Raw genomic sequence first — 16,026 nt, 5'->3', positions numbered from 1 at the left:
ACAATTGAATCAACAAATGAACAACGGTCGAGAGAGATTTCAACTTTTGCTCAGGCAACTTGAGTTAACTGATGATGCAATTGTACAGTATTTCTATGGTGCGGAGATTGAGAAGCTATTGATTGAAAGGGAATCAAAGAGTTGGCATTTTGTTTTCAAACTTGAAGAATTAATTCCTTCCCGTATCCATGCAAAATTTTCTCATCAGCTTGCAAGTACATTTGCTCACATTGCTAAAGTATCATTTAGCTTTAGTGTGCTTCAACCAAAGGTTACGGAAGAATTAGTAAAGGAATACTGGAAAAACTGTTTAAGTGAACTTCAAGGGATTTCCCCAGCATTGCTCTCGCTTTTAAATGAGCAAGAGCCAAAAATTGTAGGTCATCGCATTATTGTTTCTGCTCGCAACGAAGCAGAAGCAGGGCAATTAAAGAAAAAGTATTCAAGTTTAATTTCTAATACTTATCAAACATTGGGATTCCCTCCTATGTCACTTGAAGCAGAAGTAGCAGAAATTAACTCAAATAATGATTATCAGCAATTCTTAAGAGAAAAACAAAAAGAAGATGAAGAAAAAGGTTTGGCAGCACTGCTTGAAATGCAGAAGAAGGAAAGTGAAAAATCAGCAGAAGGTGCTCAATATGAAGGACCTGTTAAAATCGGCTATACAATTAAAGATGATGCTGATTTTAGACGTCTTGAACAAATCATTGAAGAAGAACGAAGAATTGCGATTGAAGGCTATGTGTTCGATGCTGAAGTCAAAGAGCTTAGAAGCGGCAGAACATTACTCACTTTTAAAGTAACGGATTATACAAGCTCAATTATTGTGAAGGTGTTCTCTAGAGACAAAGAAGATGCAGCTATTTTGGCCAGAGTGAAAAAAGGCATGTGGGTTCGTGCTCAAGGAAGTATCCAAACGGATACTTTCATTCGTGATTTAGTTATGATGGCAAATGATATAAACGAAATTACGAAGCAAGGGCGTATCGACAAGGCGCCAGAAGGTGAGAAGCGGGTAGAACTCCATCTTCACACGCCAATGAGTCAAATGGATGCAGTCTCTCCGGTTTCTGCGCTCGTAACACAAGCGAAGAAATGGGGGCATCGAGCAATAGCGATAACGGATCATGGCGGTGTTCAATCATTTCCAGAAGCATTTAGTGCTGGAAAGAAAAATGATATTAAAATTCTTTATGGGGTAGAAGCGAATTTAGTCGATGACGGGGTGCCGATTGCCTATAACGATGCGCATCGTCTGCTCGAAGAAGATACGTATGTAGTGTTTGATGTTGAAACAACTGGTTTATCCGCTGTTTATGATACGATCATTGAGCTAGCAGCTGTGAAAATACAAAACGGTGAAATCATTGACCGCTTTGAATCATTTGCAAACCCACATCATCCTTTATCAGCGACGACCATTGATTTGACTGGTATTACGGATGACTTAGTAGAAAATGCTCCGGAAGTATCCGAAGTACTTGAGAACTTTCGAAATTGGACCGAAGATGCTATTTTAGTTGCTCATAATGCAAGCTTTGATATGGGATTTTTAAATGTCGGTTATAAAAAGATTGGGCATCCAAAAGCTACAAATCCTGTCATAGATACATTAGAATTAGGTCGCTTTCTATATCCTGAATTCAAAAATCATCGTTTGAATACGTTAGCTAAAAAGTTCGATATTGAACTGACCCAACATCATAGGGCCATTTATGATGCTGAAGCGACAGGATATTTACTATTAAAAATGCTAAAAGATGCAACGGAAAAAGAAATCCTTTATCATGACCAATTTAATGAGCATATGGGTGCAGGAAATGCATTTCAACGTTCAAGACCTTATCACTGCACACTCATCGCCCAGACCCAAGAGGGATTGAAGAATTTGTTTAAGCTTGTGTCTCTATCACATATCGATTATTTTTATCGAGTGCCTCGGATTCCACGATCAAAGCTGAAAAAGTTTCGTGAAGGAATTTTGATTGGTTCCGGATGTGATAAAGGTGAAGTGTTTGAGGGGATGATGCAGAAGGGATTCGACGAAGTTACCGAGATTGCCGAATTCTACGATTATCTCGAGGTTCATCCTAAAGATGTTTATCAACATATGATTGAAATGGAATATATTCGCGATGAAAAATCGTTGGAAGGAATTCTTACTAATATTGTGAAACTTGGGGAAAAGTTAGATAAACCCGTTGTTGCAACAGGTAATGTTCATTATCTTGAGCCGAATGATAAAATCTATCGCAAAATATTAGTAAACTCACAAGGTGGCGCCAATCCGCTAAATCGTCACAAATTGCCGGATGTTCATTTCCGAACGACGGATGAAATGTTGAAGAACTTTGAGTTTCTAGGTAAAGATCAAGCTCAGAAAATTGTTGTTGAAAACACGAATAAGATTGCAGACATGATTGACGATATTAAGCCGATTAAAGATGATCTGTATACACCGAAAATTGAAGGTGCAGATGATGAGATGCGAGAAATGAGCTATAGTATGGCACGAAGTATCTACGGCGATGAACTTCCTGAAATCGTAAAAGCGCGGCTTGAAAAAGAATTAACAAGTATCATCGGCCATGGTTTTGCTGTAATTTACTTAATTTCTCATAAGCTCGTAAAAAAATCTCTTGATGATGGCTATCTCGTTGGTTCACGGGGATCCGTTGGTTCATCGTTAGTTGCAACAATGACGGAAATTACCGAGGTCAATCCACTTCCACCACATTATGTTTGTCCAAACTGTAAAAAATCCGAGTTTTTCAATGATGGTTCAGTAAGTTCTGGATTTGACTTACCGGATAAAGACTGTCCAGACTGTGGTACAAGTTATAAAAAAGACGGCCAAGATATCCCGTTTGAAACCTTTCTAGGATTTAATGGAGATAAGGTACCCGATATCGATTTGAACTTTTCCGGTGAATACCAACCGAATGCTCATAACTATACAAAGGTATTATTTGGAGAAGATTATGTTTTTCGTGCTGGGACCATTGGTACGGTTGCTGAAAAGACCGCATACGGCTATGTAAAAGGATATTCTTCAGATAACAATCTTCATATGCGCGGTGCCGAAACCGATCGTCTTGTTGCTGGATGTACGGGCGTAAAAAGAACGAGTGGGCAGCATCCAGGAGGGATTATCGTAGTACCAAATTATATGGATATTTACGACTTTACACCTATCCAATTTCCAGCGGATGACCGTAATTCTGAATGGAAAACGACTCACTTTGATTTTCATTCTATTCATGATAATATTCTTAAACTTGATATTCTTGGACATGATGATCCTACAGTAATAAGAATGCTGCAAGATTTGAGCGGAATTGATCCAAAAACAGTACCAACTGATGATCCTGAAGTAATGAAAATATTCAGTGGAACAGAGTCGCTTGGGGTTACTGAAGACCAGATTATGTGTAAAACAGGAACGCTTGGCATTCCGGAATTCGGAACCCGATTTGTCCGTCAAATGCTTGAAGATACAAAACCAACGACATTCTCAGAACTCGTTCAGATTTCTGGATTATCACATGGTACCGATGTATGGCTTGGAAATGCACAAGAGCTGATTCATAACCGAATTTGTACACTAAGTGAAGTTATTGGCTGCCGGGATGATATTATGGTGTATTTAATTTATCAAGGTCTAGAACCTTCCCTTGCATTTAAAATTATGGAATCTGTTCGTAAAGGGAAAGGACTCACTGAAGAATTCGAAGCAAGCATGAGGGAAAATGAAGTTCCTGAATGGTATATTGATTCTTGTAAAAAAATAAAATATATGTTCCCGAAAGCTCACGCAGCTGCATATGTATTAATGGCAGTGCGAATCGCTTATTTCAAAGTACATTTGCCATTATTGTATTATGCAGCCTATTTCACTGTTAGAGCCGAAGATTTTGAAATCGAGGCTATGACAAGAGGTTCACAAGCCATTCGTTCAAAAGTAGAAGAAATAAATGCGAAAGGGCTTGATGCTTCAACCAAGGAAAAAAATACGCTGACAGTACTAGAATTAGCACTTGAAATGTGTGAACGGGGCTTTTCGTTCAGTAAAGTTGATTTGTATAAATCAAGTGCAGATGAGTTCCTTATTGAAGGGAAATCACTAATTCCGCCATTCAATTCCATTCCTGGACTTGGAACGAATGCAGCAATTAATATAGTTCGTGCCCGTGAAGTTGGAGAATTTCTTTCTAAAGAGGATCTGCAACAGCGTGGAAAGGTTTCAAAAACCATTCTAGAGTACTTGGATAAGCAAGGCTGCTTAGAATCATTGCCTGACCAAAACCAACTCTCTCTGTTCTGATAACCATACTTTGTTGTTGCAAATGATTTTGCTAGGTGATGGAGTATTTAATACTCTGTTTCAAAAAAATGTTCAATAATAGAGATAAATGAAGCATTATATTCGCTAAACCTTATAGTATCAGGGAATTAAACGAACAAAGGTTGTACTTTATTTGCAAAAATCCCTTGACTATGGTATATTTTTATTGGAAATACTAAGCAGAACCAATGGAAAGAGTGGGGAAACCCACTCTTTCGTGTTGTAATTGACTAAATTTTTGAATCCATTACAAAGATATGTATACGGACCATGTATGGAGGAAACGAATGAGTAAAAAAGTAACGGAAACCGTAGAGGAACTTGTGATTCCAATTTTAGATGAATTGGCACTTGAATTGGTAGAAGTCGAGTATGTCAAAGAAGGTAAAAGTTGGTTCCTTCGTGTCTATATTGACAAAGAAACTGGTGTAGACATTGAAGACTGTGGCACAGTAAGTGAAAAATTAGGCGAAAAGCTGGACGAAACAGATCCAATTCCGCAAAACTATTTCCTTGAAGTATCGTCACCTGGAGCAGAGAGGCCTTTGAAAAAAGAGAAGGATTTTCATAAAGCACTTGGGAAAAATGTTTACATAAAAACATATGAACCAATTTTGGATGAAAAAGAATTTGAAGGTATCTTGAAAAGCTTTGATGGACAAGAAGTAGTGATAGAAGTGAAAATTAAAACTAGAAAGAAAACGGTAGTAATCCCTTTTGAGAAGGTTGCTAAAGCAAGACTAGCCGTTACATTTTCTTAAAAAATATTAAGGGGGAACAACCATGAGCAGTGAGTTATTGGATGCTCTCAATGTTTTAGAAAAAGATAAAGGTATTTCAAAGGAAGTTCTGATTGATGCCATCGAGGCAGCATTGATCTCAGCTTACCGTCGAAATTTTAATCAGGCGCAAAATGTTCGTATTGATTTAAATTTTGAAAAAGGTTCAATGAGAGTATTTGCCAGAAAAGATGTTGTGGATCAGGTGTTCGATGCACGACTTGAAATTTCTTTGGAAGAAGCAAAACAAATTAATCCTAGCTATCAACTCGAAGATGTTGTGGAGCTAGAAGTTACACCGAAGGATTTTGGAAGGATTGCAGCACAAACTGCTAAGCAAGTCGTCACACAACGAGTACGTGAAGCAGAACGCGGTATCATTTATTCAGAATTCATTGACCGTGAAGAAGACATTATGACCGGAATTGTTCAACGTCATGATTCTCGGTTTATTTATGTTAGTCTAGGAAAAATTGAAGCATTACTTCCTATTAGTGAACAAATGCCAAATGAGCATTATAAACCACATGATCGAATTAAAGTATTTATCACAAAAGTTGAAAAAACATCAAAAGGTCCGCAAATTTTCGTCTCACGCACACATCCTGGTCTATTAAAGCGTTTATTTGAAATTGAAGTTCCAGAGATTTTTGATGGAACAGTAGAAATCAAATCGGTTGCGCGTGAAGCGGGCGATCGCTCTAAAATATCCGTTCATTCTGATAATGAAGAGGTTGATCCGGTTGGCTCATGTGTGGGTCAAAAAGGACAACGGGTTCAAGCGATTGTTAACGAGCTTAAAGGCGAAAAAATCGATATCGTTAATTGGTCAGAAGATCCGGTCGTATTTGTCGCTAACGCACTTAGCCCTTCAAAGGTGCTAGAAGTAATCGTTGAAGAAGCAGAAAAAGCAACAACGGTTATTGTACCTGATTACCAGCTCTCACTTGCAATTGGGAAACGAGGACAAAATGCACGATTAGCAGCAAAATTGACTGGTTGGAAAATTGATATTAAAAGTGAAACAGAAGCTCGTGAAGCAGGAATCTATCCTGTGGAGGAGCAAGAGTTTTTATTAAGTAGAGACAGCTACGTTAATGAAGATGAATTTGTCGAAGATGACGAATAAGATAGAGGTGATCGATTATGAAAAAAATACCAATGCGCAAATGTGTTGCAACTGGTGAAATGAAGCCGAAAAAAGAGTTGATGCGAATCGTTCGATCAAAAGAAGGAGAAGTGAGCATTGACCCTACAGGAAAAAAAGCAGGGCGTGGTGCTTATTTAACTTTGGATAAAGAAACGATTATGCTAGCCAAGAAGAAAAATATCTTGGCCAACCAACTAAATGCGGCAATCGATCCTTCCATTTATGAACAGCTACTTGAATTAGTGGATAAGGAGAATACTTCTACAAGATGATACAACAATGGATGTCTCTACTAGGTTTAGCAAATCGAGCGCGTAAACTAATTTCAGGAGAAGAATTAGTTGTAAAAGAAGTGAGAAGTGGTAAAGCAAAACTAGTCATCTTGGCTTGCGATGCTTCTCCCAATACAGAAAAAAAAATTACTGATAAATGCTTGTATTATCAGGTTCCTATAAAAAAAGTCGAAAATCGATTTTTGCTCGGTCAAGCGATAGGAAAAGATGCGCGGGTTACTGTCGCTGTCTTAGATGAAGGTTTTGCAAGAAAACTCCAAACGTTGCTCGATTAAATTTTACGGGGGTGAACGTATGACTAAAATACGTGTACATGAATATGCAAAACAAAAGAACGTTTCAAGCAAGGATGTAATTAATAAACTCAAAGAAATGAATATAGAGGTATCCAACCATATGACAACATTAGACGATTCTACGATTGATAAATTAAATCATTCAATAAAACCAAAAACACAGCAGTCGAATACTACTTCTACTACTGTGGAAAAATATGAAGAAGAAGCAAATGAGAAAAGCAATACGGTTAATAAGGAAAAGGTGAAGAAAAAACCACCTGTTAAGCCGGTTGCAGGCAAAACTACCCCTCAAGGCGGACAAAAAAACAACTCCAATAGAGGTAAAAGTAATTTCAATAATCGTAATAAAAACAATAAAGGCAGAACCCAAACTCAAACACAAGCTCCGGTTCAAAAGAGAAAAGAACGTGAGCTACCTGCTAAAATTACGTTTGTTGAATCATTAACTGTACAAGAACTTGCTAAAAAATTACACCGTGAGCCATCGGAAATTATCAAAAAGCTATTTATGCTTGGTGTAATGGCTACCATCAACCAAACATTAGACAAAGATGCAATTGAATTGATTGCTGGTGAATATGGTGTTGAGGTAGAAGAAGAAATCTTAGTTGATTTAACAGATCTTGAATCACTTGTTACTGAAGATGATCCAGAAAATACGATTGAACGTCCATCAGTTGTTACGATTATGGGACATGTTGACCATGGGAAAACGACACTACTAGACTCAATTCGTAACACAAAAGTAACAGAGGGAGAAGCTGGTGGAATTACACAGCATATCGGTGCATATCAAGTTGAAGTTAGTGGTAAGAAGATTACGTTCTTAGATACACCTGGGCATGCTGCGTTCACTACAATGCGTGCGCGTGGTGCGCAAGTTACCGATATTACCATTCTAGTTGTAGCTGCTGATGATGGCGTAATGCCACAAACGGTTGAGGCAATTAACCATGCTAAAGCAGCAGAGGTGCCAATTATCGTTGCCGTGAATAAGATGGATAAAGAATCTGCTAATCCTGATCGGGTCATGCAGGAATTAACAGAACACGGTCTTGTTTCTGAGGCGTGGGGCGGGGATACGATTTTTGTTCCAATTTCTGCTAAACAAGGTGAAGGAATTGACAGTTTACTTGAAATGGTCTTGCTTGTTAGTGAAGTAGAAGAATATAAAGCAAATCCAAAACGTAGAGCAGTTGGTACGGTAATTGAATCTCGTCTGGATAAAGGCCGTGGAACAGTTGCTACGTTGCTCGTTCAAAACGGTACTCTTAAAATTGGAGATCCGATTGTAGTTGGTAATTCATTCGGACGTGTACGCGCAATGGTTAACGATCTTGGTCGCCGCGTGAAAGAAGCTGGTCCATCAACACCAGTCGAAATCACAGGTTTGAATGAGGTTCCGGATGCAGGGGATCGTTTTATCGTTTTTGAAGATGAAAAAACAGCCCGTCAAGTTGGGGAAACACGTGCTCAAAGACAATTGGCTTCATCACGTAATGAAAAATCTGTTGTTACACTTGATAACTTGTTTGAGCAAATGAAACAAGGAGAAATAAAAGAACTGAATATCGTTTTGAAAGCTGATGTTCAAGGATCGGCAGAAGCAGTTGCGGCATCACTTCAAAAAATTGAAGTAGAAGGCGCTAAAGTGAAAATCATTCACTCTGGTGTAGGTGCAATTTCAGAGTCTGATATTATTCTTGCCTCTGCCTCTAATGCGATTGTCATTGGATTCAATGTTCGCCCTGATGCGAATGCTAAGCGAGCAGCAGAAACAGAGAATGTTGATATTCGTCTTCACCGTATTATTTACAAAGCGATCGAAGAAATCGAAGCAGCGATGAAAGGAATGCTTGATCCTGAATTTGAAGAAAAAGTGATTGGTCAAGCAGAAGTACGTACAACATTCAAAGTTTCTAAAATTGGTACAATTGCTGGTTCCTATGTAACGGATGGGAAAATTACCCGAGACAGCAGCGTACGTCTAATTAGACAAGGTATTGTTGTCTTTGAAGGCGAATTAGATACATTAAAACGATTTAAAGATGATGTTAAAGAAGTTGCACAAAACTATGAATGTGGAATCACGATTAAGAACTTTAATGACCTTAAAGAGGGAGATATCATTGAAGCTTACGTGATGCAAGAAATAGAGCGAAAATGATAATCAGTTCTGTCGTTTGTGAATGCATCATATACGACGCTCATTCTTTGAAGGATAAAAGGGCTGTCTTACAAAGAGTGCTGACAAGGCTAAAGCAGAAATTCAATATTTCTGTAAGCGAAGTAGGTTTCCAAGATACGTGGCAAAGAACACAAATTGCCATCGTAGCGGTGACCTCTTCTCGGAAAGCAACTGAGAGAGAAATACAGAATGCCCTGCAATTTCTAGATTCCTTTCCGGAATTAGAACGAACACTAACAGATATTGAATGGCTATAGGTAAAAGCGAGGTGATGTAAATGAGCCTTCGTGCGAATCGTGTCGGCGAGCAAATGAAGAAAGAGTTAAGTGAAATTATCGGTCGTAAAATAAAAGACCCTCGGATTGGTTTTGTTACGGTAACAGATGTTGCTGTTACGGGTGATCTTCAACAAGCAACTGTCTATATCTCAGTACTTGGCGATGAAGAGCAAAAAGAAAATACGTTAAAGGGTCTTTCAAAAGCAACAGGTTTCATCCGTTCAGAAATAGGCCAGAGAATCCGCTTGAGGAAAACTCCAGAAATTTCTTTTGAATTTGATGAATCGGTTGCTTATGGAAATCGAATCGAATCACTTATTACTCAGATTCATTCAGAAAAGCCTGCTAATAAAGACGAAGAATAACAACCGAATGAGGGTGCCCCATAACGTAAAGGTTAGACCTTTTTGGGGCATCCACATTCATCATTTTTTTCTTTTTAAAAACAGGTAGACAATTCGTCTATCTTTTTTTCTGCCAAAAATTAAGAGAATACAAAATGAATATGGCGTTAACACGCCACCATTTATCATGAGGGATATATCATTAAGCACTTTACACTCGCCTAATCATAAATATTGGCGGTGTGGTGCTGGAATGTCGGATGCTGTCTCGATTCTATAAGTATACCTTGCTAAGTAGTTTGGCTGTATTAACAAGTCGTGAAGCCCCGTCCCCATGTCCTTCAACCAAAATGAATAGAGGTGTCAAAAATGGAAGGTATTTTGCCTTTATTAAAACCAAAAGGAATGACCTCGCATGACTGTGTTTTTAAACTTCGAAAAATCTTAAAAACAAAGAAAGTAGGTCATACTGGCACTCTTGACCCGGATGTTACAGGTGTCTTGCCTATTTGTATCGGCAGGGCAACGAAAATTGCTGAATATATTACAGACGCTGGAAAAGCATATGAAGGTGAAATTACGCTCGGTTATTCAACGACTACTGAAGATAGCAGTGGTGAAAAACTGGACGAAGTAATTATTTCTGATGTAATTACTAGAGAACGTATCCTAGAAGTGTTTCAATCTTTAACGGGTCTAATCACCCAAACACCACCGATGTATTCTGCTGTGAAGGTGAATGGCAAGAAATTATATGAATATGCCAGAGCTGGGATTGAGGTCGAAAGGCCTTCAAGAGAAGTGACCATTCATGAATTAACATTACTCGATGATCGTGAAGTTTTTGAGGGGGATACCATTTCATTTAAATTTAAGGTGAAGTGCAGTAAAGGGACTTATATCCGAACGCTTGCTGTCATGATGGGAGAACGCCTCGGATACCCAGCGCATATGTCTAGTTTAATTCGAATCGAATCAGCAGGATTTACATTAAATGATTGCAAAACGCTTGAAGAAGTGAAAAACCTATTCGAAGAAGGAAAAGAAAAGGAATTTTTGCTGCCATTAGAACGTGGTCTTTATCATTTGCCGAAATATCAGATTAATGATAAAGTAGCAATGAAAATCCTAAACGGTGCGGTTTTAACGCAGCCGGATGATTTGGCTTATGCTAAAGGTGAACCTTTTGTCATGATAAATGAAAATGGAAGAGCCTTAGCAATTTATCAAGTGCATCCCGTAAAAGATCAAGTAATCAAACCAGTTAAAGTTTTGGTAATAGATGAACTGTGAGGTTTACCGGGAGAAAGAGGAGATTTAATCGTGAAAGTAATTACAATAGAACATCCTCAAATATTTAATCCTGAAGAATTTCCACCTATAGTTATTGCGCTTGGATTTTTTGATGGCATACATATTGGACATCAGAAAGTGATTCAGACGGCAAAAGATGCAGCAATGAGGATGGATGCTAAATCAGCAGTGATGACCTTTGACCCCCATCCATCTGCCGTACTCGGTAACGACAAGCAATCGGTCCAATATATTACACCGTTGCAAGAAAAGATAGAGATTATTGAAAAGCTTGGTGTCGATTATGTTTTTGTTATCCATTTTACAAAAGAATTCGCAATGCTAACACCTCAACAATTTGTGGATGATTATTTAATCAACCTTCGTACAATTCATGTTGTAGCAGGGTTTGATTTCTCATATGGTAGGTTTGGCGAAGGAACGATGGACACGCTTTCGGTTCATTCAAAAGGTCAATTTACGCAAACTGTTGTTGAAAAGCAAACAATGGCAGATGAGAAAATTAGTTCAACAAAGTTAAGAAAGACTTTACAAGAAGGAGACTTTATTGACTTTAATAAGTTAACAGGAAGATGGTATTCTGTCCGTGGTACTGTAATACACGGTGAGAAACGTGGAAGGAAGCTTGGATTTCCTACTGCAAATATCGACATTAAGGATCGATACATATTCCCATCTACAGGTGTGTACGCTGTGAAAATTCAAATTGATCATAAGTGGTTTAATGGTGTTTGCAATGTAGGGTATAAGCCAACCTTCCATGAGGAGAGACCTAAGTATCCATCTGTTGAAGTCCATGTGCTTGGCTTTGATCGAGTTATATATGGAGAAGAGGTCACGGTCGAATGGCATAAAAGGCTCCGTAGTGAGCAAAAGTTTGATGGACTAGAACAATTAGTTCAACAGATTGAGATAGATAAAATGGATGCAATCGAGTATTTCGCGCATATAGAAGAATAGAACTTGCATTTTGTAAAAAAAGGTTGTATGATATTTAAGTATGAAAATAACCGTTGCTTGGCTAAGCGAGTCTCCGACGCTGGCTCAGTAATTGGGGATTTTACAGAAACTTTAGGAGGAAATAACAATGGCAATTACACAATTACGTAAAAACGAACTTATCGCTGAGTACCGCACTCACGACACTGACACTGGATCACCAGAGGTTCAGATTGCAGTATTAACTGAAGAAATCAATAACTTGAACGGTCACTTACGCACTCATAAAAAAGACCACCATTCACGCCGCGGTCTTCTTAAAATGGTTGGTAAACGTCGTAATCTTCTTACTTACCTTCGTAATAAAGATGTTACTCGCTACCGTACATTAATTAATAAATTAGGCCTACGCCGATAATTATTCGAAAAAGCGGGAGATTTTCCCGCTTTTTTGATGTTTGAAGACAAAAGTCTTTTTACATAATGTGTAAAAGAGAGGTTATTTGAAAAAAAGTCTTGTTTTTTTCAAATATACTCTATTTTGCTGTTAATGCTTATTTATTTCGTGCATAATAGGAATAGTTTGGTTATGAATGTTTTATTAATTTGACATATATGTTATTAAGATTTTAGATAAGGTTTAGGTGGAAACGACCAGGCCTCTAAAGTGAAGATCCAGAGAGGGGTTTAATTGAAAGATGGGACAGAACAAACATACGTATTCATACGAATGGGCCGGAAGATCATTAACTGTTGAAATTGGCCAATTGGCAAAACAGGCGAATGGTGCCGTACTTGTAAGATATGGAGAAACAGTTGTTTTAAGTACAGCTACCGCTTCAAAGGAACCAAAAAATGTTGACTTTTTTCCTTTGACTGTAAATTATGAAGAAAGATTATATGCAGTTGGAAAAATACCAGGTGGATTTATTAAGCGTGAAGGAAGACCGAGCGAAAGAGCTATTTTAGCGAGTCGTTTGATTGACCGTCCGATCCGACCTTTATTTGCGGATGGGTTTAGAAATGATGTGCAAGTTATCAGTATGGTAATGAGCGTGGATCAAGATTGTTCATCTGAAATGGCAGCAATGCTAGGATCATCTCTTGCGTTATCCGTTTCAGATATTCCGTTTGAAGGGCCGATCGCTGGTGTAGTTGTTGGTAGAATTGATGGGAAATTCATCGTTAATCCGAATGTAGATCAGCTTGCTCAAAGTGATATTAATTTGACTGTAGCTGGAACGAAAGACGCGATTAATATGGTTGAAGCAGGGGCTAATGAAGTACCTGAAGAAACGATGCTTGAAGCCATTATGTTTGGACATGATGAAATTAAGAAATTAATTGAATTTCAAGAAAAAATCGTTGCTGAAATCGGCAAAGAAAAGATGGCAATCACTTTGTATCAAGTAGATGCGGAGCTAGAAGCTGAAATTAAAGGTCTATGTGAAGCGGACTTAAATAAAGCCGTACAAGTTCAAGAGAAACATGCTCGTGAAGCAGCTATTAAAGAAGTAAAAGACCGTGTTCTGTTGCAATTTGAGGAAGAAACTGATGAAGATAAATTAAAGCAAATTAAAGAGATCTTAAATATTTTAGTGAAATCTGAGGTTCGTCGTTTGATAACCGAAGAAAAAGTACGCCCAGACGGTCGTAACCCAGATGAGATCAGACCGCTTTCTTCTGAAATTGACATCCTTCCTCGTACTCATGGTTCAGGATTATTTACACGCGGACAAACTCAAGCTTTGTCTATCTGTACTCTTGGGGCACTAGGGGATGTTCAAATTTTGGACGGACTTGGTACTGAAGAATCAAAACGTTTCATGCATCACTATAATTTCCCTCATTTCAGTGTAGGTGAAACAGGACCAATTCGTGGTGCTGGACGTCGTGAAATTGGACATGGGGCACTTGGAGAAAGGGCATTAGAGCCAGTTATACCAAATGATAAAGACTTCCCATATACAATTCGACTTGTTTCAGAGGTACTTGAATCAAATGGTTCGACTTCACAAGCAAGTATTTGTGCAAGTACGCTTGCTATGATGGATGCGGGTGTTCCATTGAAAGCACCAGTAGCTGGAATTGCAATGGGACTTGTTAAAACGGGAGAACATTATACAATCTTAACAGATATTCAAGGCATGGAAGATCATTTAGGCGATATGGACTTTAAAGTGGCAGGTACTGCAAAGGGTGTTACTGCGCTGCAAATGGATATAAAGATTGAGGGGTTATCAAGAGAAATTCTTGAGGAGGCACTTCAACAAGCAAAACGCGGAAGAATGCATATTCTTGATTCAATGATGTCAACTATTAATACACCGCGCGAAAGTCTTTCTAAATATGCACCTAAAATTTTAACGATGGCAATTAACCCAGATAAGATCCGTGATGTAATTGGACCGAGCGGAAAACATATTAATAAAATTATTGAAGAAACTGGCGTGAAAATTGATATCGAACAAGATGGTACGGTGTTTATCGCTTCTACTGATGAAGAGATGAACCAAAAAGCGAAGAAAATTATTGAAGATATAGTTCGTGAAGTAGTTGTTGGTGAAGTCTATCTTGGTAAAGTAAAAAGAATTGAAAAATTTGGCGCGTTTGTTGAAATCTTTAATGGAAAAGACGGCCTAGTTCACATATCGGAGCTTGCTGAAGAACGTGTAGGTAAGGTTGAGGACGTTGTGAAAATAGGCGATGAATTAGCTGTTAAAGTCGTTGAGATCGATAAGCAAGGAAGAGTAAATCTTTCTCATAAAGCAATCTTAAAGGCTCAAAAAGAAAGTGAAGAAAAATCACAGGCTTAAGAGTGTTTAAAATATCGAAAAAATGAATGCATGCGATTCTTTGTGAATTTGCATGCTTTTTTCTATTTAACACTTTGACGAGGGCTAGATGCCTTAGGTTTTGAGTAATCAATTTACATCGTCTAAACTTGGTGTCAGTTTCTTAACAAGATAAGGGACGGGAGTGTAGACATATAGTCACTTGAGAACATTGCATTTTTTTTAACGAGTTGAGTTATTATTTTTGTCAGTAGCGGCTTTCGTTCTACCTTGTCCATTCTTCTCATACTATTTATATGAGAGGAGCGGTGAAAAATGAAGAAATTAAGCCAGATAGTTGCGTTTAGTGCCATTGCAGGTATATCATGGTTATTAGTGCAAAATCCATATGTAGATGTATATGTAAAGTCAATAACTGGGCAGTCTGTTGTTGCAGTGAAGCAGAGTGACACGCTTATGCAAGATATTGAATCAAAGGCGAAGGATTATGAAATAGCTCCACAGGATGCACGAATTGATTCAATCTGGAAAACGGTACCTGGTCTTAACGGTCTTAAAGTAAACGTTAGGGAATCTTATAAAGCAATGAGGGAAAAAGGGGTTTTTAATGAAAAAAAATTGGTTCTTACACAAGTTTCACCTAACGTACATATAAGCGATTTGACTCCAGCACCAATTTACCGAGCTCATCCTGAAAAACCCGTCGTATCACTTTTAATTAATGTGGCATGGGGAAATGAATATTTACAGGATATGCTTGCCATACTTAAGGAAAATGACGTTAAGGCTACCTTCTTTTTGGAGGGCAGATGGACAAAGAATAATCCAGAACTAGCGAAAATGATTAAACAAGGCGAACATGAAATTGGCAATCATTCTTATAGTCACCCTGATATGAAGACATTATCTCAATCGGCAGCTAAAAATGAAATGCAAAAAACAAATGAAGTGATTGAAGCTGTAACTGATGAGAAAGTGAAGTGGTTTGCTCCTCCTAGTGGGAGTTTCCGTGATCAAACAGTCGAAGACGCAAATAGTCTTGGGATGGGAACGATACTTTGGAGTGTCGATACGATTGATTGGCAAAAGCCAAGTCCTGATGTTTTGCTAAACAGGGTTCTCAGTAAAGTTCACTCTGGAGCATTTATCCTGATGCATCCGACAGACGCTTCTGCATCGTCATTAGAAGAACTAATTCAACAATTGAAGAAGAAAGGTCTGCAAATTGTAACCGTTTCAGAAGCTGTTAATGAAAAAAGAACGATTCAATAAATGGCTGCTGTACCAATTTGCATTTTC

The 16,026-nt window shown here is 38.2% G+C and carries 13 protein-coding genes; all 13 read left to right on the top strand.

Annotation, left to right across the window (positions count from 1 at the left end; genetic code table 11):
* The first annotated feature begins 16 nt into the window (after positions 1 to 16).
* The 13 genes from HNP81_RS00500 (at position 17) to HNP81_RS00440 (ending at position 15,999) form a co-directional block, all read left to right on the top strand.
* Positions 17 to 4,327: a PolC-type DNA polymerase III gene (locus HNP81_RS00500; RefSeq protein ID WP_182501534.1), complete on the top strand. Its 4,311-nt coding sequence runs from the start codon at positions 17 to 19 to the stop codon at positions 4,325 to 4,327.
* 308 nt (positions 4,328 to 4,635) lie between these two features.
* Positions 4,636 to 5,109, top strand: a complete 474-nt coding sequence (rimP, locus tag HNP81_RS00495; RefSeq protein WP_182501250.1) for a ribosome maturation factor RimP — start codon at positions 4,636 to 4,638, stop codon at positions 5,107 to 5,109.
* Positions 5,110 to 5,131: 22 nt separating this feature from the next.
* A complete protein-coding gene (nusA, locus tag HNP81_RS00490; protein WP_028392815.1) occupies positions 5,132 to 6,256 on the top strand; it encodes a transcription termination factor NusA in 1,125 nt (374 codons plus the stop codon).
* 17 nt (positions 6,257 to 6,273) lie between these two features.
* The gene (rnpM, locus tag HNP81_RS00485) at positions 6,274 to 6,549 is read left to right on the top strand and encodes an RNase P modulator RnpM (protein WP_034302013.1); all 276 of its coding nucleotides are present in this window, start codon (positions 6,274 to 6,276) and stop codon (positions 6,547 to 6,549) included.
* Positions 6,546 to 6,845 (top strand): YlxQ family RNA-binding protein, encoded by a 300-nt coding sequence (locus HNP81_RS00480; RefSeq protein WP_028392813.1) that lies wholly within the window; start codon positions 6,546 to 6,548, stop codon positions 6,843 to 6,845. The genes rnpM and HNP81_RS00480 overlap by 4 nt, the downstream gene beginning before the upstream one ends.
* A gap of 19 nt (positions 6,846 to 6,864) precedes the next feature.
* Positions 6,865 to 9,036 carry a translation initiation factor IF-2 gene (gene infB, locus HNP81_RS00475; protein WP_028392812.1) on the top strand — a complete coding sequence of 724 codons (2,172 nt, stop codon included), beginning with the start codon at positions 6,865 to 6,867 and terminating at the stop codon, positions 9,034 to 9,036.
* On the top strand, positions 9,033 to 9,314 hold the full coding sequence (locus HNP81_RS00470) for a DUF503 domain-containing protein (RefSeq protein ID WP_028392811.1): 282 nt from the start codon (positions 9,033 to 9,035) through the stop codon (positions 9,312 to 9,314). Before infB ends, HNP81_RS00470 begins: the two co-directional genes overlap by 4 nt.
* A gap of 20 nt (positions 9,315 to 9,334) precedes the next feature.
* Entirely contained in the window at positions 9,335 to 9,700 is a 366-nt protein-coding gene (gene rbfA / locus HNP81_RS00465; protein WP_028392810.1) for a 30S ribosome-binding factor RbfA, read from the top strand.
* A 348-nt stretch (positions 9,701 to 10,048) separates the two neighbouring features.
* Positions 10,049 to 10,972: a tRNA pseudouridine(55) synthase TruB gene (gene truB / locus HNP81_RS00460; protein ID WP_028392809.1), complete on the top strand. Its 924-nt coding sequence runs from the start codon at positions 10,049 to 10,051 to the stop codon at positions 10,970 to 10,972.
* 30 nt (positions 10,973 to 11,002) lie between these two features.
* Positions 11,003 to 11,953, top strand: coding sequence for a bifunctional riboflavin kinase/FAD synthetase (gene ribF / locus HNP81_RS00455; protein WP_028392808.1), 951 nt, complete (start codon positions 11,003 to 11,005; stop codon positions 11,951 to 11,953).
* Between the two features lie 127 nt (positions 11,954 to 12,080).
* Positions 12,081 to 12,350: a 30S ribosomal protein S15 gene (gene rpsO, locus HNP81_RS00450; protein WP_028392807.1), complete on the top strand. Its 270-nt coding sequence runs from the start codon at positions 12,081 to 12,083 to the stop codon at positions 12,348 to 12,350.
* A 280-nt stretch (positions 12,351 to 12,630) separates the two neighbouring features.
* Positions 12,631 to 14,748 (top strand): polyribonucleotide nucleotidyltransferase, encoded by a 2,118-nt coding sequence (gene pnp, locus HNP81_RS00445; protein WP_028392806.1) that lies wholly within the window; start codon positions 12,631 to 12,633, stop codon positions 14,746 to 14,748.
* 294 nt (positions 14,749 to 15,042) lie between these two features.
* Positions 15,043 to 15,999 carry a polysaccharide deacetylase family protein gene (locus HNP81_RS00440; protein ID WP_182501249.1) on the top strand — a complete coding sequence of 319 codons (957 nt, stop codon included), beginning with the start codon at positions 15,043 to 15,045 and terminating at the stop codon, positions 15,997 to 15,999.
* The last annotated feature ends 27 nt before the right edge of the window (positions 16,000 to 16,026 follow it).

The organism is Peribacillus huizhouensis (genome assembly GCF_014138605.1).
Classification (GTDB): Bacteria; Bacillota; Bacilli; order Bacillales; family DSM-1321; genus Peribacillus; species Peribacillus huizhouensis.
Note: the sequence above shows the minus strand (reverse complement) of the source record. Positions and strands in the feature narration are given on the sequence as shown.